At 35.8% G+C, this 21,108-nt stretch carries 14 protein-coding genes; 11 read left to right on the top strand and 3 right to left on the bottom strand.

Annotation, left to right across the window (positions count from 1 at the left end):
- Positions 1 to 60: 60 nt before the first annotated feature.
- The 6 genes from ACFIML_RS07675 (at position 61) to alaS (ending at position 9,431) form a co-directional block, all read left to right on the top strand.
- Positions 61 to 1,074: a DNA-directed RNA polymerase subunit alpha gene (locus ACFIML_RS07675; protein WP_375687791.1), complete on the top strand. Its 1,014-nt coding sequence runs from the start codon at positions 61 to 63 to the stop codon at positions 1,072 to 1,074.
- Positions 1,075 to 1,098: 24 nt separating this feature from the next.
- Entirely contained in the window at positions 1,099 to 1,527 is a 429-nt protein-coding gene (gene rplQ, locus ACFIML_RS07680; RefSeq protein WP_375687793.1) for a 50S ribosomal protein L17, read from the top strand.
- A gap of 266 nt (positions 1,528 to 1,793) precedes the next feature.
- Entirely contained in the window at positions 1,794 to 3,188 is a 1,395-nt protein-coding gene (locus ACFIML_RS07685; RefSeq protein WP_375606704.1) for a DegQ family serine endoprotease, read from the top strand.
- A gap of 8 nt (positions 3,189 to 3,196) precedes the next feature.
- Positions 3,197 to 4,522 (top strand): replication-associated recombination protein A, encoded by a 1,326-nt coding sequence (locus tag ACFIML_RS07690; protein ID WP_375687795.1) that lies wholly within the window; start codon positions 3,197 to 3,199, stop codon positions 4,520 to 4,522.
- A gap of 989 nt (positions 4,523 to 5,511) precedes the next feature.
- On the top strand, positions 5,512 to 6,555 hold the full coding sequence (gene recA, locus ACFIML_RS07695; protein WP_375606702.1) for a recombinase RecA: 1,044 nt from the start codon (positions 5,512 to 5,514) through the stop codon (positions 6,553 to 6,555).
- Between the two features lie 209 nt (positions 6,556 to 6,764).
- On the top strand, positions 6,765 to 9,431 hold the full coding sequence (gene alaS, locus ACFIML_RS07700) for an alanine--tRNA ligase (RefSeq protein ID WP_375687797.1): 2,667 nt from the start codon (positions 6,765 to 6,767) through the stop codon (positions 9,429 to 9,431).
- A 998-nt stretch (positions 9,432 to 10,429) separates the two neighbouring features.
- On the opposite strand, the gene ACFIML_RS07705 is transcribed toward alaS, so the two are convergent.
- Positions 10,430 to 12,217 (bottom strand): glucan ABC transporter ATP-binding protein/ permease, encoded by a 1,788-nt coding sequence (locus ACFIML_RS07705; protein WP_375687799.1) that lies wholly within the window; start codon positions 12,215 to 12,217, stop codon positions 10,430 to 10,432.
- Positions 12,218 to 12,436: 219 nt separating this feature from the next.
- Here ACFIML_RS07705 and ACFIML_RS07710 point away from each other — a divergent pair, with 219 nt between their 5' ends.
- The 5 genes from ACFIML_RS07710 (at position 12,437) to ACFIML_RS07730 (ending at position 19,538) form a co-directional block, all read left to right on the top strand.
- The gene (locus ACFIML_RS07710; RefSeq protein WP_375687801.1) at positions 12,437 to 13,420 is read left to right on the top strand and encodes an RluA family pseudouridine synthase; all 984 of its coding nucleotides are present in this window, start codon (positions 12,437 to 12,439) and stop codon (positions 13,418 to 13,420) included.
- 805 nt (positions 13,421 to 14,225) lie between these two features.
- Positions 14,226 to 15,245: an ATP-binding cassette domain-containing protein gene (locus tag ACFIML_RS07715; RefSeq protein ID WP_375606698.1), complete on the top strand. Its 1,020-nt coding sequence runs from the start codon at positions 14,226 to 14,228 to the stop codon at positions 15,243 to 15,245.
- 64 nt (positions 15,246 to 15,309) lie between these two features.
- On the top strand, positions 15,310 to 16,044 hold the full coding sequence (locus ACFIML_RS07720; protein ID WP_375687803.1) for an ABC-2 family transporter protein: 735 nt from the start codon (positions 15,310 to 15,312) through the stop codon (positions 16,042 to 16,044).
- Positions 16,028 to 16,816, top strand: a complete 789-nt coding sequence (locus ACFIML_RS07725; protein ID WP_375687805.1) for an ABC-2 family transporter protein — start codon at positions 16,028 to 16,030, stop codon at positions 16,814 to 16,816. The genes ACFIML_RS07720 and ACFIML_RS07725 overlap by 17 nt, the downstream gene beginning before the upstream one ends.
- A 2,362-nt stretch (positions 16,817 to 19,178) precedes the next feature.
- Positions 19,179 to 19,538 carry a hypothetical protein gene (locus ACFIML_RS07730; protein WP_375606730.1) on the top strand — a complete coding sequence of 120 codons (360 nt, stop codon included), beginning with the start codon at positions 19,179 to 19,181 and terminating at the stop codon, positions 19,536 to 19,538.
- Positions 19,539 to 19,662: 124 nt separating this feature from the next.
- Here the strand turns inward: ACFIML_RS07730 and ACFIML_RS07735 are convergent, their stop codons facing one another.
- A complete protein-coding gene (locus tag ACFIML_RS07735; RefSeq protein ID WP_375607178.1) occupies positions 19,663 to 20,706 on the bottom strand; it encodes a tyrosine-type recombinase/integrase in 1,044 nt (347 codons plus the stop codon).
- A 9-nt stretch (positions 20,707 to 20,715) separates the two neighbouring features.
- Positions 20,716 to 20,928: a hypothetical protein gene (locus ACFIML_RS07740; protein ID WP_375610653.1), complete on the bottom strand. Its 213-nt coding sequence runs from the start codon at positions 20,926 to 20,928 to the stop codon at positions 20,716 to 20,718.
- Between the last annotated feature and the right edge of the window lie 180 nt (positions 20,929 to 21,108).

The following is a 21,108-nucleotide window of genomic DNA, read 5'->3' on the forward strand; positions in this document are numbered from 1 at the left end:
GATGTTCACATTGGTCGTTACGATTGAATGGTAACGGAACTAAAGAACGGGAATAAAAATATGATCCAGAAAAACTGGCAGGAACTTATTAAACCCAATAAGGTTGAGTCATGTGCACATGATAATCCAAATGTTATAAGTGTGATTGCTGAACCTCTTGAGCGTGGTTTTGGTTTAACGTTAGGAAATGCGCTTCGTCGCGTGTTGTTATCTTCGCTTCGTGGTGCTGCTATTACTGCTGTGCAGATTGACGGTGTCTTGCATGAATTTTCATCGATTCCAGGTGTGCGTGAGGATGTTACGGATATTATTCTGAATATAAAAGAAATTGCGCTTCGTATGGAAGAAGAAGGGCCTAAACGTGTCGTTGTTTATAAAGAGGGGCCTGGTGTCGTGAAAGCGGGAGATATCAGTACAGTTGGGGATATGGAAATTCTAAATCCAGATCATGTTATTTGTACTCTTGATGAAGATGCTGAAATTCGCATGGAATTTGTTGTCAACACAGGAAAGGGGTATGTTCCATCTGATCGTAATTGTGCTGATGATGCGCGTATAGGGCTTATTCCAATTGATAGTCTTTATTCACCGATCCGTAGGGTATCTTATAAAGTAGAAAATACACGTGAAGGTCAAGTTCTCGATTATGATAAATTAACGCTCACGATTGAAACAAACGGTGCTGTTAATGGTGAGGATGCTGTTGCTTTTGCAGCACGCATTCTTCAGGATCAATTATCGTTATTTATTAACTTTGAAGAACCACAGAAGGAGCCTGTTGAAGAGGTTGATTCTGAGCTTTCTTTTAATCCTGCACTTCTCAAAAAAGTGGATGAATTAGAACTTTCAGTTCGTTCGGCAAATTGTCTTAAGAATGATAATATTGTCTATATTGGTGATCTGATTCAAAAAACAGAATCTGAAATGCTTCGGACACCGAACTTTGGTCGCAAATCGTTGAATGAGATTAAAGAAGTTTTGGCGTGTATGGGTTTACATCTTGGGATGGAAATTCCTGCGTGGCCGCCTGAAAACATTGATGATCTTGCAAAACGTTATGAAGATCAATATTAGAATTAGAATTTAAGGAGAGGGCTTATGCGCCATAGTAAGTCAGGACGCAAGTTGAACCGTACTGCCAGTCACCGTAAAGCGATGTTTGCAAATATGGCAACTTCGTTGATCGAGCATGAGCAGATTGTGACAACGCTTCCAAAGGCTAAAGAAATTCGTCCTATTGTTGAAAAACTCGTTACTCTTGGTAAGCGTGGTGGTTTGCATGCGCGTCGGCAAGCAATTGCAGCACTTCGTGATGCAGGAAAAGTTGCAAAATTATTTGATACGCTTGCGCCACGTTATGCATCACGCAACGGTGGGTATTTGCGGATTATGAAAGCGGGGTTTCGTACCGGTGATAATGCACCCATGGCTGTTATAGAATTTGTTGATCGTGATGTTGAAGCGAAGGGTGCTGAGGATCGTGCTCGCATGGAGGCTTCTGAGAATGAAAAGGAAACTTCTTCGTAGAGTTTTTTATTCTGTTGGATTTTTAAAGGCCGCCTTGTCTTGGGCGGTTTTTTTGTGAGCATTTTTAAATTTGTTTTAGTTGAGAAATAGGTGCAGAGAGAAAATTATAGAATATTGAATTATTTTATTTTTATAATATTTATTGTTCAAATAGGTTGTTTTTATTCTCTATTATGAAATATTAATAGAGGTCCTTAATTTGCGGGGATGCGTTTTTTTATTCTATTAATCTTCAACAGAATGTGCTGGTTTTAAAGGAGTGGATTATGAGGTATTCTTTTTGGGTGCGGATTTTTTTTGCAATTATGATGCAGATATCATTTGATCATGTATATGCTCATATCCCTCAAACACAAACAGAAATCACCCTTTCATTTGCTCCGTTAGTTAAAAAGACAGTTCCATCTGTTGTAAATATTTATGCAGCTCGACAAATTAGAGCACGATCACCTTTTGAAGGCGATCCATTTTTTGAGCAATTTTTTGGTCGTTTTCAAAATAAATTTCCTGTTCGTAAGCAATCGTCATTAGGATCAGGGGTGATTGTTGATGCACGTGGTTTGATCGTTACAAATTACCACGTTATTAAAGATGCAAGCGAAATTAAAGTGGCTTTTTCTGATGGGCGGGAGTTTGAGAGTAAGGTCGTGCTCAAAGATGAAGCGACTGATATTGCAATTCTTGAAGTTAAGGAAAAAGATGCTCAATTTCCAGTTCTTTCTTTGGGAAATTCTGATGCTGTTGAAGTTGGTGATCTTGTTCTTGCTATTGGTAATCCTTTTGGTGTTGGTCAAACAGTTACAAGTGGTATTGTTTCAGCGCAAGCGCGTACACGTGTTGGGATTTCTGATTTTGACTTTTTTATTCAAACAGACGCAGCCATTAATCCAGGGAATTCTGGTGGCGCTTTAATTGATATGAAAGGTCAGTTAATCGGAATTAATACGGCTATTTATTCGCGTTCGGGTGGTTCTGTAGGGATTGGTTTTGCTATTCCAGTTAATCTTGTAAAAGTGATGCTTGATACTGTTAAACGCGGTGGAAAATATTTTGTGCCGCCTTATATTGGTGCTTCTTTTCAAAATGTTACACCTGATATTGCTGGTGGTTTAGGTTTAGAACGTCCCTATGGTGCTCTGATTATTGAAGTTATCAAAGATAGTCCTGCTGAAAAAGCTGGATTGAAAGTAGGTGATGTTATTTTGAGTGTGCAGGGGGTACGCGTTGATAGTCCAGATAGTCTTGGGTATCGTTTGATGACAGCTGACGTTGAGCATAGTCTTGCCTTGGAATATTTACGAAGTGGAAAAATTTTAAAAACACAAATAACAGTTTCATCGATATCAGAAACTGCATTTTTAAAATCTGAAAAAATTACGGGTGACAGTCCTCTTGCTGGTGCTGAGGTGTTAGATTTAACACCTCAAAATAGTCGACGTTTTCATCTTCCTATATCTGCAAAAGGGGTTGTGATTACCAATCTTGAGGAAATGAGCAATGCAGCTGGAATTTTTCAGTCAGGAGATATTCTACGTGTTGTAAATGGCCATAAAATTCAAACAGTTCATCAATTGAAAAAGGTTCTTATGCAAGGTCGCTCAAATATGTGGCAATTGGAATATGAACGTGATGGTATGTATATTCGCCAATTTATTCGTTGAGGTTTTTTTTGAAGAAAGATTTTTTTACTTCGTCGTTTGATTTTCAAGTTAATAAAAATCAGCCACTTGCAGAAAGAATGCGCCCTTGTTCTCTCAATGATGTTGTGGGACAAAAGCATTTGATTGGAGAGGATGGTTTGCTTTCACGTATGGCGGCAACTGGCTCAATTGGATCGATGATTTTTTGGGGACCTCCAGGGACGGGAAAAACGACTGTTGCACGTTTGTTAGCCCTTGAAACAAATTTCGCGTTTGAGCAGGTTTCTGCTATTTTTACCGGAGTTTCTGAACTTAAAAAGATTTTTGAAGTTGCGCAGAGGCGTTTTATATCTGGGGATAAAACACTTCTTTTTGTTGATGAAATTCATCGGTTTAATCGTGCTCAGCAGGATAGTTTTCTTTCTGTGATGGAAGAGGGTACTGTGGTACTTATAGGCGCAACAACCGAAAATCCTTCTTTTGAACTGAATGCTGCCCTTCTTTCGCGTGCACGTGTTTTAACATTTCTTTCTCATGATCATGAAAGTTTGAACCTGCTTTTGAGGCGTGCTGAAGAAGTTGAGGGAACATGTCTACCCTTGGATAATGATGCCAGAGACGCTTTGATAGAGATGTCTGATGGTGATGCGCGGGTTGCGTTAACATTGGCAGAGGAAGTTTGGTCTATTGCACCATTGGGAGAGGTTCTTGATGTTGTTGCTTTGCAAAAAGTTATTCAGCGTCGTGCGCCCATTTATGATAAAGGACGAGATGGGCATTATAATCTTATTTCAGCGTTGCATAAATCCGTTCGTGGATCTGATCCTGATGCTGCGCTTTATTATTTGGCACGTATGTTGGATGCTGGTGAAGATCCTCTCTATATTGGGCGAAGGTTGGTTCGTATGGCTGTTGAAGATGTTGGTTTGGCGGATCCTCAAGCTCTTATCATTTGTAATGCAGCAAAAGATGCCTATGATTATTTAGGATCACCAGAAGGAGAATTGGCTTTGGCGCAAGCATGTCTTTATGTTGCAACTGCGCCAAAGTCAAATGCAGCATATCTTGCGTATAAAGCAGCACTGCGTTGTGCGCGCAAAAATGGCTCTTTACCACCCCCTAAGCATATTCTTAATGCTCCTACGAAATTTATGAAAGAAGAAGGGTATGGAAGTGGTTATTGTTATGACCATGATGAACCAGACGCTTTTTCAGGACAAGAATATTTTCCCGAAAAACTTGGGCGTCAGAGTTATTATAAACCAGTTGAGCGTGGTTTTGAGCGTGAAATTGTGAAACGTCTTGAGTGGTGGCAACAGTTGCGCAAAAAACGTAAAGATCAAAATAAAATTTGAGTTGAAATATGTTTTTTATTAATCTCAGATTTATTTTTTATCTCTTATGTTATTATATGAGAAATTTAGTTTATATTTTAAACATTTATTGCATTGCTTGTAGAGATTTTTTTTGATATCTTCATAATTGCATATTTTTTCAAATTTAAATATGTCATTCAACTTTTAAGCTGCTTTATTTTTTTTGGTTTTTATTAAATAATATATTAACTTATAATGATAATTGACTGTTTCGTAAGTTGAATGAAAGTTTCAAATACCGTAAATTTCTCTCATCCCAAGTCCGTTATTTGTTGAAGCAATCAGGTTATTCGGTTGCATGTTACAAGCAGGATTAGCGTGTGATAAAAACCGTACAAGAAAGGACTAAAAATTCCTCTTATGAATCGTCTCAAATGCCGAGAGCTGTGGCAACCTTAGGGGATGATAAATAGTGTGATGGTGCCAGCTTTCTCCTTCTATAGTGTAAAGATGGTGGCGTCAAAAAGTCTTACAGTATACCACATTCATAGGTGTTGTCACGAAGTGAGCTTGGAAGTTTTGAGAGGTGTTTCTTAAATTAAGTGTATGAATATGCAACACAATGGCGTTTTGTTCTTCGATGCAATATGGTGTGATTTTAATTGATGATGCGTTTTTATGTGATCAATAGCGGGAGAATTCTTAGTCTCTCAAGTATTTAATCAAAGGGATAAGCAGAAGGGCTATAGAACATTGTGTTGAAATTTAAATTGTTCCTTTTCTAGAGAGATATAAATGTGTTAACTTGCTCTCTTAGGAAGTATTGTTTTATTAGAATTTATTTTTTGTGTCATAAGATAAGCAATGCCAATTCTTTATTGTGATAGTCATGATATGTTATGGACATAATGTGGAGATAGGAATGCAAATAGTCTGTGAAAATCTAAACTCAAGACTTTAGTTAAATTAAAAGTACAGTGTAAAATTTAAGTGTTAGATTATTTATGAATTCGGTCAAGGATATAATCGTGGATAAAACAAAAGCTCTCGATGCTGCTCTCTCACAAATTGAACGTTCTTTTGGTAAAGGCTCGATTATGCGTCTTGGGCAAAAAGAGCAGGTTGTTGAAATTGAAACAGTTCCAACAGGGTCATTATCCTTGGATATTGCTTTAGGGATTGGTGGATTACCCAAGGGGCGCATTGTTGAGATTTATGGACCAGAAAGTTCTGGGAAAACAACATTGGCTCTCCATGCTATTGCTGAGGCACAGAAAAGTGGTGGGATTTGTGCTTTTATTGATGCAGAGCATGCACTTGATCCTATTTATGCGCGTAAGCTTGGTGTTGATTTAGAAAATTTGTTCATTTCTCAACCAGATACTGGTGAACAGGCATTGGAAATTACAGAGACGTTGGTTCGTTCTGGTGCAGTTGATGTGCTTGTTGTGGATTCTGTTGCAGCTTTAACACCGCGTGCGGAAATCGATGGTGAAATGGGGGATGCTTTGCCTGGATTGCAAGCGCGATTGATGAGTAAAGCATTGCGAAAATTAACAGCAGCGATTTTTCGCTCTAATTGTATGGTTGTTTTTATTAATCAAATTCGCATGAAAATTGGGGTGATGTTTGGTTCGCCTGAAACAACAACAGGGGGAAACGCTTTAAAGTTTTATGCTTCTGTTCGTTTGGATATTCGTCGCATTGGGTCTATTAAAGATAGGGATGCAATCGTTGGTAATCAGACGCGTGTTAAAGTGGTGAAAAATAAATTGGCACCTCCGTTCAAACAGGTTGAGTTTGATATTATTTATGGTGAAGGCATTTCTAAAGTAGGTGAATTGATTGATTTGGGTGTTAAGGTTGGTATTGTGGAAAAATCTGGTGCATGGTTTTCTTATAATTCTCAGCGTTTAGGACAGGGGCGTGAAAATGCAAAGCAGTTTTTACGTGAACATGCGGAAGTTGCTACAGAAATTGAAGCAGCTTTGCGCCAAAATGCTGGTTTGATTGCCATTGAATTGTTAGAAAATGCAGGTTCAGAAAATACAGAGAGCGATGAAGCCATTTGATGGAGCGTTTTTTCATCTATAATTTTTTTCATTTAAGATTTTTTCTGTTTTTATTTGTTTGAGTTTTTAAATATACAGTCATTTTTTCTCAATTTTTTTGAACAAATATTCCATTCTTTGATTAAATTGACTCCATGCGTGGCAAAGAGGATATTTAATGAGGGGGATTTTTCTTTTATGGTTTTGTACTGTATTGAGCAGGTGTCGATATGAATAGTGTTAATAACATTCGGTCAACATTTTTGGATTATTTTCATCGTAATGGGCATAAAGTTCTTTCTTCTAGCTCACTTGTTCCACGTAATGATCCTACACTTATGTTTACAAATGCAGGAATGGTGCAGTTTAAAAATGTTTTTACTGGACTTGAAAAGCCCCCTTATAAGCAGGCAACAACGGCACAAAAATGTGTTCGTGCGGGTGGAAAGCATAATGATCTTGATAATGTTGGTTATACGGCACGCCATCATACATTTTTTGAAATGCTGGGTAATTTTTCTTTCGGTCATTATTTCAAAGAAGAAGCCATTTTTTTGTCATGGAACCTTTTAACAAAAGAATTTTGCCTGCCAAAAGATAAACTGTTGGTGACAGTTTATCAGAGTGATGATGTTGCTGCTGAACTGTGGCGTAAAATTTCAGGTCTTCCAGATGAAAAAATTGTCCGTATTGCGACGGCTGATAATTTTTGGGCGATGGGAGATACAGGACCCTGCGGTCCTTGTTCAGAGATTTTTTATGATCATGGTGATGAAATCTGGGGGGGGCCTCCTGGAAGTGCTCATGAAGATGGGGATCGCTTTATTGAGATTTGGAATCTTGTTTTTATGCAGTATGAGCAGATTTCCAAGGAAGAACGTGTTGATTTACCTCATCCTTCTATTGATACAGGCATGGGGTTAGAGCGTATTGCTGCTGTTTTACAGGGTGTTCATGATAATTATGACATTGATCTTTTTCGTGCATTAATTGCTGCTTCAGAAGAAATTACAGGGATTGAGGCAAAGGGTGATTTTATTGCCAGCCATCGTGTTATTGCTGATCATCTTCGCTCGTGCGCATTTTTGATTGCTGATGGTGTTCTTCCTTCCAACGAAGGAAGAGGATATGTTTTACGTCGTATTATGCGTCGTGCTATGCGTCATGCCCATCTTCTTGGTGCTAAAGAGCCTTTAATGTGGCGGCTTTTGCCTGCTTTAATTCGCGAAATGGGACAAGCCTATCCTGAATTAGTGCGTGCTGAGTCTTTGATTTCAGAAATTTTGAAGTTAGAAGAAATACGCTTTCGTAAAACACTTGAGCGAGGACTTGGTTTGTTAAATGAAGCGAGTAGTCTTCTTAAAGAGGGAGATCATTTAAATGGTGAAGTTGCTTTCAAGCTTTATGATACCTATGGTTTTCCGCTTGATTTGACGCAAGATATGCTTCGGCGTCGCGGAATATCTGTTGATGTTGATGCTTTTGATAAAGCGATGGAACACCAAAAAGAGGAAGCGCGTGCTCATTGGTCTGGTTCTGGTGAAGCTATAACGGAGACAATTTGGTTTTCTGTTCGTGATAAGGTAGGGGCTACAGAATTTTTAGGTTATGAAACAGAAAAAGCTGAAGGCATTCTTACAGCTCTTGTGTGTGATGGTAAAATTGTTGATCATATTTCTTCGGGGCAAAAAGCCATTCTTGTGGTAAATCAGACTCCTTTTTATGGTGAATCTGGCGGTCAAATTGGTGATAGCGGTATCATTTCTGGTGAAGATTTTGTTTTTGAGGTGCATGATACTCAGAAAAAGGGTGATGGTGTTTTTATCCATATTGGAGAAGTAAAATCTGGTCAGGCATCGAGGTCTGATTGTGTAGAATTAACCGTTGATGGTATTCGTCGTAAAAAAATTCGTGCAAATCATTCTGCTACCCATTTATTACACGAGGCTTTACGGCAAATATTGGGGGACCATGTTACTCAAAAGGGCTCTCTTGTATCGCCAGATCGGTTACGTTTTGATTTTTCTCATCCAAAGTCTGTTTCTTTGGAAGAATTGAAAAAAATAGAAGATTTAGCCAATGAGATTGTTTTGCAAAATAGTAAGGTCGTAACGCATCTCATGGACGTGGATGAAGCCATTTCTAAAGGAGCCATGGCATTATTTGGTGAAAAATATGGTGATGAAGTTCGCGTTGTTTCTATGGGGAAACAGTGTCACCAAGAGGGATTAAAAAAGCATTGGTCAATAGAGCTTTGTGGGGGCACACATGTGGAGCGAACAGGCGATATTGGTTTGATCCATATTGTTTCTGAAAGTTCTGTTTCAGCAGGAGTACGTCGTATTGAAGCCTTAACTGGCCAAGAAGCACGTTTTTATCTTTGTCGCCAAGATGAGCGTATTCATGAGATCGCTGATCTTTTAAAAACGTCTTCTTCTGGTTTAGAAGAACGGGTGCGAATTTTGCTTGATGATCGTCGTAAACTTGAAAAAGAGTTGAATGATGTACGCAAAAAAATGGTGTTGAGTGGTGGTATAACAGAAAGTAGTCAAGATGATATTACCATCATTAATGGGCTTTCTTTTCTCGGACGCATTGTCAAAAATATTTTACCACGGGATCTTAAGGCATTCGTCGATTCTGGAAAAAAACAAATTGAGTCTGGAGTCGTTGCTTTTATTAGTGTTTCGGAGGATGGAAAAGGCAGTGCTGTTGTTGGCGTTACGGATGATTTAACGGATAAGTTGAATGCTGTTGATCTCGTTCGTATTCTTTCAGTTGTGCTTGGTGGTCGAGGTGGTGGTGGTCGTCCTGATATGGCGCAGGCTGGTGGTCCTGAGGGTAACAAGGCTGGTGAGGCATTTGCAGCACTAAAAGATTTTCTTGAAAAAATTTAAAAAGCAAAATCTTTTCTCATTGGTGTTTTTTACATTTTTATGTTGGATTGGTGTATAAGTATCACGAGTATCTGTCCGATGTCTTGCTGAAATCCAGATATAGCGTAATGGGGGCTTATACAAAATCAGTAAAGATAAAAACAGTTTTTATCTTTATCATCACTGTTTCATTTGATTTTATGTTTTTCAAGAGTTTCGGGAGTTACCTTTCAAAATAAGAAAGATTATGCAGCATTTTACACTTTGCTTTGTAGTATATTTTTACGAAGAAGAGCAGTCATTGTGTGGCTCTTACAGATTCTTTTTAAAGAAACATCTCTATCCTATTTTATAAAAAGGAATATCGCATAAATTTAAAGAGGTATATTAATGTCTGATTTATTATGATGCTATTTACTCAATACATTGATTTATAATGATAATTTATTTTTTATATCTTGAGTAAGAGCTCCAAATATTCGTAGGATTTTCTCATTTTAAATCTATGTATATTGAATCAATCAAAATCATTCACAAGAATTGTTGTGAAAAATAGGCTTAGGAGTATTGAGAAATATTTCTTAAAAAAGCACGTGATGAATGTACAACACAATGACATTTTGTTCTTGGCGAGGGGGGCTTCTACAAAAAACATGATAAACAAAAGTGTGAAGCAATACGTCATATCCATTATTAAAAAAACACTGTTTTAGATAGTTTTGAAAGTTGTAAAGCTGAGTTAAAAGAAGATGGTAAAATTGGAAGCTTTTTTACCTTTGCATTTTCCTTAAATTCGATTGTATACTCATTAATATGCAAAGATATACGCAATAATTTTGTTCCAATCGAGTAAAATTTCAACAGTAGAAAAAGTGCGGAATGGTTTTAATCTTTTTTCAAAGATCTCGCGTCAAAAACGGATTGTGATATTCTTAGTAACCTTTTTATTTGTATCAATAAAGTATTTTTGGTGTATTGAAGAGGTATTTCTTACATGAGATTTGTGAAGAGTATCAATTTTATGATGCTATGGCTTCATGTAAGAGGATGACGTTTTCATTTTCTCCTTCTATTTCTGGTGGTTTGATTGTTAAACCACTGGCTTTTAAGAATTGAGAAAAACGTCCGCCTCTCTCGATTAATTCTTGAAAGCTTCCTTTTTCAATTAAATGACCATGTTCTAGAAAGAGTACTACATCAGCATTGCGTACTGTTGAGAGGCGATGTGCTATAATGAAAGTGGTGCGATTATGGCTTATGCAATCAAGGGCATTTTTGACACGTGCTTCTGTTTCAACATCAAGAGCGCTTGTTGCTTCATCTAGAATGAGAATAGGGGCATTTTTTAAAACAGCGCGTGCAATTGCTAGTCGCTGTTTTTCTCCACCTGATAATTGAGATCCTCGTTCGCCCACCATTGTGTTATAATAATCAGCTTTTTTTAGAATAAAATCGTGAGCTTCTGCTATTTTTGCTGCTTCATAAAGTTCTTCATTCGTTGCGCTCGCTTTTCCTATTGAAATATTGTCATGAATAGTACGGTTGAAAAGACCTGAGTCTTGAAATACTGTTGCTAGAGATTTGCGTAAAGATTCGCGATTGATCGAGCATATATTTATTCCATCAATGGAGATATGCCCAAAGGTAGGGTCGTATACGCGCTGCAACAGATTGATCAACGTTGTTTTTCCAGCTCCTGTTGGTCCTACAATCGCAACAGTTTGTCCTGCTTTAACCTCAAAAGAAATATCAAAAACACCTTGAGAAGAATTTGGAAATTTATAGGTCACGTGATGAAATTGTATGGTGCCTTTAACATTTTGGAGGGAGGGAAGATTCTGCGGTTCGTTGATATGAAAGGTTGAGTCTTCCATTTCAAAAAACTCTTGCAGTTTTGCTTGTGAGGATATTGCACAATGAATAAAATTGCTCATTTGGTCTAGGCGGCTAATCATGAGTTGTGCAAATCCAACAAAAGCAACGACGTCACCTACTCGTAGTTGACCTTTTGCAACAAAAAAAGCTCCAAGGAGAAGAACACAAACGATTGAAATCGTTGAAGCCATTCGATTTAAGCCACTGGCGAGCGCCCACCAATTGAGAACAGGATTTTGTGCTTTAAGCAGAGCATTTGTATGTTGGTGCAGTATGAAAGTTTCTTCTTTTATTCGGTTATAACTTTGTACAATGGAAACATTAGAGATTGAATCACTGACATGTTTAAAAAGGTTATGATGATAGCATTCTACAGCGGCTTGTCCGTCTTTTGTTTTTCGCATCACTAAACGTGCAATTAATATATAGATGATGGCAAGCACAACCAAGACTATTGAAAGGCGCCAATTCATATTAAAGGCTATGGGGATGAGAACCAATAAGGCGACAAGCGTTGAGAGATGTTGTCGCATAAAATCAAGCCATATGGTTGACATGGAATCTATAGCGCGCAAAAGTGTATGGAGTGCGTTAGACGTTCCGCGTTGTTGATGCCAAATTAACGGCATGGCAATGATACGTTCGAAAGATTCTGTTAAAACCGTTAAGCGACGTCTATGGGCTAAGCGGTCTGCACCGCGAGCAACAAGGACATAAGCGATAATATGTGAAAGTCCAAAACAAACCCAAATGGCAAGAGTAGAGATGATACCTGTTTTTTCTGTAATAGAATCGATAACCCGTCCAAATAAAATAGGTTCTGCAATGGTGATAATCGCTAACATAACATTAGCGGTACAGATTAAAAGGGATGCATTTTTTTCTCTGTTTAGGTAAGTGAGAACACGTGCATAGGTTTTGAATAAGGACACTGTTAATTATCTCCATTCGCTGTTAAGCGTAAAGGTATTGATTTTTTTATAACGCTTAATTTTTAGCTAATAAAATTTGGACGTTAAGAAAAGGCAATTTTGGATACTAACTGTAATATGGTGTGATAAAGCCAATTAAAATATGAATTTTTGTGTTTATATTTGTGCTTATAAAGGCGCAAAAATAGATCAATAAAATTATCAGGCAAGGGAACTTTCATGGCAGGCGTAGAAATAAAAAAAGTTGAGGCAGATGAAGATGGAATGCGCTTAGATCGCTGGTTTAAAGTGCATTATCCAGGACTTGGTTTTGGAGTCTTGCAAAAACTGTTGCGTTCTGGTCAGATACGGGTTGATGGTGGACGTGTTAAAGCCGATACGCGTCTTTGTATGGGACAGGCTGTCCGTATTCCACCTCTCCCTATTAATGAAAAAGAAAATCTTCCAATAACGGGTAAAACACTTCGTGGGCAGGATGATGGGACCGTTTTGAAAAAAATGCTGCTTTATGAAGATCCAAAGGTATTTGTTTTTAATAAACCAGCAGGGTTGGCTGTACAAGGAGGCTCTGGTTTAACACGTCATATGGATAGTATGCTTGAGGTATGGCGCAATAAAAAAGGTGAAAAGCCGCGTTTGGTTCATCGTCTTGATCGTGAGACGTCGGGTGTGCTTATTGTTGCGCGATCAAGGGGAGCTGCTCAGTCCTTAACAGCTGCTTTTAGAGCGCGAGAAACAAAAAAGACTTATTGGGCGTTGGTTCGGGGTGTGCCTAAAAAAAAGCAGGACAAAATTTCAACGTGGATGGTTAAGGAAATGACTGCACAAGGTGATAAAATGCGTGTTTGTGAACATGGGGAGCCAGATTCACATCATGCGGTTTCCTACTATCGCGTTTTAGATACGCGAGGGCGGGCTCTTTCGTGGCTTGAAATGGAACCCTATACAGGGAGAACACATCAGCTTCGTGTGCATGCTGCCCATATGGATCATCCTATCATTGGCGATTCAAAATATTTTTTTTCTGATAGTAATTGGACATTACCAGGAGGAATTCAAAATCGTCTCCACCTTCATGCACGTCGTATTCGTATTCCTCATCCTTCAGGAGGAGTATTGGACATTGTTGCACCTTTACCACCTCATATGGTTCAAAGTTTTAATCTTTTGTCTTTTAATGAGAGTGATGCTGAAACAGAGTAAAAAAGATTCATTTATCCTTTTTGATTGGTAAAAATTTTGTCTATAAATTTGATGAGATGGATAGGGCGTCATTTGAAGAGAGCTTTAGTATAATCGCTATGAGAAAATGGTGTTTTTGAGTGATGAATTTTGAAATATCATAAATTTTCTTTCTACAGTTCTTTATTCATATTGATTGTATTATTATCTCTAGATAAGGTGTATCGTTAATAATCTGAGTTGATGAAGCTGCTCCTTTGAATTTATCTGTAGGGCCGTATATTGGGGAGGCGTGTCTGTTGAGGAAGATGAATGAGATAAAATCTGAAGGGATATTTGCTGAAATGTGTAAAGGCGTTTTTTAATTTTTCATGGGAGATAATTGAGGCATTTTATAGTAATGCTGAGGAAAAGTAGCCTCTCAAAAAAATCCTGTTGTTAAGGAGGTTTGTTTTGTTATCAATGTGATTTGATATACTTATGATAGATTTACTATTTGTACCTTTGCTTACACCATGAAGATTTATTAACAAAGCTCTCCTTTCGATGATCAATTATTTTTCTACTTACTTTATTTATCTGAATTTGTTCGAAAGATTTTCTTTCGTAAAAGAAGAAACAACTTTTAGCATTCTTAATGCTTTATTTCAGTGAATGCATCAGATTGAAGAAATATGCTATACCAAAAATTGGAGATTAAAGCTTTAGGTGCGTTTATTGCTCTTTAGGAGGGGGAGAACATGGTCGTTTTTTCCAGTGAAAAAACAGATATTCAAAGATTATGGGAACATTCCAAGAGGGGATAAGTTGAAATGAGGAGTGACTGATGGGATCATTATTGATTGACGTTAATAACGTCTCAAAAATATACCGTAGCATGGACAGAGGAACTTCTTTCAAAAACAGAGTGCTTTCTCTCTTTAAGCCAGTATATACGAATTATCACGTGCTGAAAGATATCAGTTTTACCCTTTTTTCAGGACAATCTCTTGCTATCCTCGGAGCTAACGGGGCAGGTAAATCAACACTGATTAAAATACTTGCTGGTATACAATTCGTTGATAAGGGAAGTGTTAAAGTCTTGGGATTTAATCCGTATAAAACCAAGAAAGATCTGTTTAGACAGTTGGGTGTGGTCTTTGGTCATAAGAGTTGTTTATGGTGGGATTTACCTCTACGTTACAGTTTGGATATGGTGCAACCCTTATATGGTATTGAACGAACCTCTTTTATCCGCGACCTTAAAGAGATTGCAGAGTTGCTTGGTATTGCGCATATCATGGACAAGCCAGTGCGAATGCTGAGTTTGGGTGAGAGAGTCAAAAGTGAATTGGCATTTAATTTATCTTTTAGACCTAAATTATTGTTCCTAGATGAACCAACTATTGGTCTTGATATTACTTCTAAGCATGAAATTAGGGAGCTACTTACAAAACTTAAAAGAGAGCGAGGGATGGGATACATCATCACAAGTCATGATATGGGGGATATTGATGGTTACGTTGATGATATTCTTCTCTTGCATAAAGGAAACAAACACTTTTACGGTGATATTGATGCATTTAAAAATATGCTTCCTTCTTTGGTGAAAGTGACATTTTTTTGTGAACACTTGCAGGCGCTTTATGCTGTTGTAAAGAGAATGGATGAACTTTCGTTAAAATTGTCCGCTCCTTTAAAAAATAAAAAACTGAACAATGAAGAATGTTCATTGGAAATTTCGTTACCTCGTGGAGATTATTCGCATTTCATACGGGAAATGACAACTAAATTCAACTGTACGTTTTCTGTGTCCACTCCCTCATTTGAGGAGATGCTCCGTGTTAAATTTAAAGAATTTATTTAATTATTGTTTTGGCATGTTTTTTTATGCAAGGAATGGATTACTCTCTATTCTAAGTGATAGAGCCATGTTTTTTACTGATATTGTCATTGGGACACTTTCGCCATTTATTATTCAACTTCTATTATGGAATGCACTTTTCTCTGATATGGGAAACACCATAAATGGCTTTAGCTTTCATGATATGATGTATTATTATGCTTTTGCTTTAGTCTTAGGACGTTTAAATAATGGTTATAATGTGATTAAGTTTTTTTCTCATCATGTTAGGGAAGGTCAATTAGAAGTCTATCTCACAAAACCCTTTAGTTATATGACACAAATACTTTTTACTTTTTTAGGAGAGAGTGTATTATATTGCATTCCGTTATTGGCTCTTTTTGTTGCAAAGCTTGTTTTATCCTATGAAAATATTCTGGGATTGGTCATCTCTTTTCTGTTCTTTTTTCTGGTTGTTATTCTATCACAATTGCTTTGTTTTTTACTCTCTTTCGGGATTGCCTTATTAAGTTTTTGGGTGATTGAGTACAATATATTACTCTCTTTCAGTATTCTCAGTTCAGCGCTTCTTGGGGGTGTTCTTTTACCACCATCTTTTTGGCCGGTGTGGCTTATTCCACTCATGCAATTTAATCCTTATCGTTTCATGATATCAGCTCCTGCCGAGTTTTTCGCGACGCAAAATTTAGCGTTGTTTCAGCAGTTTTTTTTCGGAAGTTTTGCTTATATTTTGTGTCTTTTATGCTTAATTCATATTGCTTGGAATAAAGGAATGAAGATGTATTATGGAGCGGGCGGTTGAGATGAAAATAATCCTTCATTTTATCGGCCTGAATATCTGCCGACAGATTGTTTATGGTAAGAATTTGGCTGGGGAGTTTATTCTTTCTCTATGCTATTATTTTATTCAATTCATATTTATTGATAGAATATCTTCTTTTTCAGGAAAGATTGGTAACTATAGCAGAGATGAAATTCATTTTATCTTTGTTGTCTTTGTTTTACTTGGGATATTTTTGAATATTTTTACTCATTCTATTGAAACGTTTTTTGAAAAAGTAGCGGATGGTAAAATTGAACCCTACTTGATAAAGCCTGTTTCAATCTGGTTGTTGATGTTGTTTGGTTGGTGCAAACCACTTAATCTGATAAAGCTATTTGTTCTTTATGTTAGTGCCTATTTGTTCGTATCATTACCGGATATGTATGATCTTAAGCTAAAATGGATCTCTTTTATTGTTGCAATATTTTGTGTTTTTATCGTCAATATTTGTTTTTTCATGATGTTTAATTTTGTGACATTTATTATTAGCCGTAAGATGCCTGTCGAATATTTTCATGAAATGATTTACGAGCTTTCATTTGTACCAATAGGAATTTATCCCTCAAGCATTGTAAAATGGCTTTTGTTTATGCTTCCCATGGCTTTTTCTGCTTCTTTTCCTGTATCCCTGTTACTTGGTAAAGGCGAATGGAATATTGGATATCTTCTGTCGAGCACTTTTCTTTCTATAGTCATGACTTTCATAATCTATAAGAAAACAATTATTAAATTTAATGGATTAGGGGGATGATATAAAAGTCATCATGATTATAAAAATAAAAAAATTGAGTGAATAATTCTATTATAGCGTAGATTATCGTTATTTATGCTGGTGGTATAGGGCATGTAAAATTTACACATGAGGATTTTTTATTAGACATATTCATGCATAAAATCAGTTGTATTTCTATAGCTCTGAGCAAAGAATTTACAACAGAAATCAGAGAGTTAAATTTCTTGGTTTTAGATCAGTTTTAGTTTGAGTTTAGATGGCAGCTTGATGACAAAAGCCATGGTAAGATGGTGTACAATATTAGTAGTGTTTTCTCATCTGAGCAAAATTTATTTTTGTTACGTTTATAATGCTAATATAATGCTAAAAAATTGTCAAAGATGGGTAATTTTTATATGTGCAAAATGTGGTTATTTGTGCGGATTTTGTTGGTGCTATTATTATGTGGGTGAGTTTTTGCTTAAACAATAAGAAAATTGACAGAATAAAGCTTTTAAGTTGCCCGATAGAAAGCTAAGAGCTTCGCCAAACAACATGATAGCAATTATCAAGACAACAATCACATAGAGATTTTTCAGCATGCTGAGCAGTCAAAATTCAGTTAATAATTGCTTGGAAATAAAAGGATCCACTAAGCAAAGCGGGCAAAAACGATGGTAATGCAACTGAGTTCAATAACATAATTAAATATATTTATTTGTTTTACTGGTAAACTAAGAGAATTATACTTAATTTTATTGTGAATTTATTATTTCATGTTATGATTTTATTTAATAGAAAGATATTTATTATGTAATATTTTAGTGTTATTATAAATATTATTATTTAATTAGAAATATAAAATTTAAACACATACAATATAAACATAATATATTTATATTATTTTAAATGGGTTATTTTAAACAGTAATTAAATAAGATATTATTTTGTAAAAAATTATTTTCTATTTTTTTAATATTAATAAGCTCATTTTTCAATTTTTCTTAACAATGATAAGAGAAAAATGGAGTTTTACATCCTCTTTTACAATAAATAAAAATGATATTTTAATCTGGTGTTGTTCTCTAAGCTTAGAGCTATACAGATGTTATTGCTTATCATTAATAAAACTAATGTGATTGATGGCGTAGAGATTACAAAGGGCTAATTTTTTTTGCATGTAATTCATATTTTTTACAAGACTTTAAAAATAACACAGAAAAAATGAGAGAGGAAGGAATAGTGAACAAGAGTGATAAGCTTTTTCATTTTCTAGTGTTATGATTACTTTTGTATTTTATGGTTCATTCATTGTATGTATGATTAATTCCAAAATTTTTATTTTAAGCTTATAGTGAATCTATATTTTAGTCTGTTATTGAAGTGTTGTCGTGATTGAGATTAAAATATCACAGTAGTGAACACTCTGATTTAATAGAGAAGATTGTTTGCTAGCAAATAATCTATCCATATCAACGTTATTTAAATTTTTTTCCAAAATATATATCTATGCTAATTTTCGTGATTGATATCTTTTCTAAGATGAAAAGGGGCATGAGCTGATTTGAATATCCATAAATTTTTCGTATTAACTCAAAAAATATACGATCACATCATTTTACGGCTATTCTAGATTATCATTTTGATAAACTGAAGAATTATAACGATTAGCATTACAAAAGGTTTGTGCAAAAATGCTTTTATTGGACATTATTAAATTTTTTATGATTTATATTTTTAATCATTTTATCTTGGTTAGAAAGAAGGTGTATTCATTTTTATTTCTCTATTTTATCTTAAAGTTGTGGAATTATATTAATGTTAGAAAGTTATAATTGTGGAAGACAATGAACTTTATTAAAATTATTCCACGTTTTTGTAGAAACGTATGGCTGTGAAATCGTTGAAATGTGTAATAGCTTATGGCATTAGATTTGGCGCATTTACCAAAGTTATCCCTTATCTTACTTAATTTAGCTTTTTCAATCAAAGAATTAAGCTGGTGCTTACGCTAATTGTAGCTGGGGCAAATATTTTTTCTTAATCTATACTAAGAAAAAATTATTTTATAAAAATATTTATTTTACTATATTATATAAAAAAATAAAAACATTGCGTGTAACTAAAAAACAACAAAATAAATTTATTTTTATCATTAAATTACATAGTATAAATTACAAATAAAATAATTGACAACTCTTAAATAAACATGTAATGGATATATTACAAGTGTAATATAATATAAAAATAACAATTTAAATAAAATTATTAATTAAATTTTGTATTATATTTTTATTGTAATAAGATAAATATACTTTATTGATATATAACGGAATGTTTTCTATTTAGAGGGGCAGTAAAGAAAATTTATTTTATTAAATATTGTAATTAGGTGGTTATGATGAAAATATTCAAGCATTGTATAGTATGTTTTGTTGCAGTAGCGATTTTCTTTTCACAGATTTTAAGAGCCAATGCTGATTCTTTAAATGATAGATTTCAAAATGCTGGTTTTATTTCTGTAATGACACAAGAAAATAGAGTTATTAAAGCTGTTGGTATGATTATTAGCCAGTTTGGAGGACAAGGGGCTGAGAAAAATGTCCAAAAAGTTGCGGGTTTAATGGGGATGGAGACAGCGATTTTTGCTTTAATCGCATATTTTGTATATTTCTTTACTAGAAAGCCGCCGAGTCCTAACAGAGAGACAGGTGGAAGAACATTCGATGCTTTTGCTCATAGTTCATGGGCTTTGAATTAAAAGATATTATCCTTGATAAACTTTGAATTATTCTGTTATTGGATTTAAACAGCAAGTAAAATGAAATAGTTATGTCTAATATGGGGGAATTGAGGAATCCTGATTCTATTACGTTTTTTTTCCTCTATCCCCCATCTTTTTGAAGCTTTTTTATGGCTTCAAGAGCGAGTTTTTTGCGATCTGCGCTCTTTGTGTAGAGAGATGCCATAGCATCATGTGTCCAGCCAAAAATTGCTTTGAGTTGTGATACTGTTGCACCAGAATTAGCTGCGCGTGTTGCTGCTAATTTTCTTAAGCCATGGGCTGTTTTTTTGATACCTGCTTGGGTACAAGCATTATAAAATGTAATTCCGAATCTTTCTTTAGGTATTTTCCCCCCGTGTTTACTACAAATGAATGTGTCCTCACCAATAGGACCAGCTTCAAGTGTTTTGGCTAATTCCGGTAAAATAGGGAGAAAAACATCTGTTTGGAATTTACTTTTTTCTGTTTTGAGATGAATGATATTATCTTTAACATCTTTCCAACCAATACGAACGGCGTCACCACGGCGCAACCCCGTGTAAAGAAGAACATCAATCCAAACACGTTCATGGGTACCATGAGGCCATCTTTTATAATATTTCTCAACATCTTCTTCTGTCCAAACAGGAAAGCCCCCTTTATTTTTTAGAGGAGGTTTTTTGACCCCTAAAGTTGGATTGTTTTCCAAAAGACCTTGGTCAATCGCCCAATTAAAAAGCCCATTAAGTACTTTCAGAAATTCTCTAGCCATTGCTGGTGTTTCTTTACGCCGTTCAACTCCAGCTATGATATGTTTCTTATTAATTGCTTGGTATGGGATATCTCCTACGGAATCGCATATCTTCATAAGGATGTATTCTCTTTGCTTTTTTGTAACTGTAGAGAGGCTATGCCAATTAGAGCTGTTTAAATACTGTTTAAGCAGCCATGCAAATGACCCTTCAACAAGTTTACCGGTTTTGGATTTAGGAAGTATAAGCCCTTGTAATTCGGCAAGTGCGCTTTTGTAGTTATCAACAAACTCTTGCGTTCCATAGGTCCCGCGTATTCTAATGCGTTTGCCGTGACCAATACGTACATACCATACAATTTTGCCATGTTGAGTAATTTGTTTAACGAGATGAGGGGGGCGTGGTTTTGGCATGGTGATCACCTATAAGACGATATCAAATTCATAATCATCACGAGATAAATTCCATATTTTATCAGGATGTGCTGTTGAGTTTGGTAATGGGATATCTGCTTTAAGATAGATAAGCAGTTCACCGGTAGGTTTGATTTCTATGAGTTCGCATTTTTGTTTTTTTGCTTCTCTTAAAGCTCGTGCAATGTCTGCTTGCGTTATGATAGCTTTACGAGGTGCCATATCTTTTCTCCTACATTGAGACGCAATTCACCCATTTCGTGAATCACGCATTACTTGAAAGTGTTAGGAAGGGTGGGGGTGCTCGTAGATATGCGGGGAACAAAACACCCCCATAAGGTTAAGCAGCTTTTGTAGAGAGTTGTTTTATCTCTCGTTCTATCTCTGCTAAAAAGGCTTGGA

It is taken from the genome of Bartonella sp. AC62GZZY (assembly GCF_042196525.1).
Lineage (GTDB): Bacteria > Pseudomonadota > Alphaproteobacteria > Rhizobiales > Rhizobiaceae > Bartonella.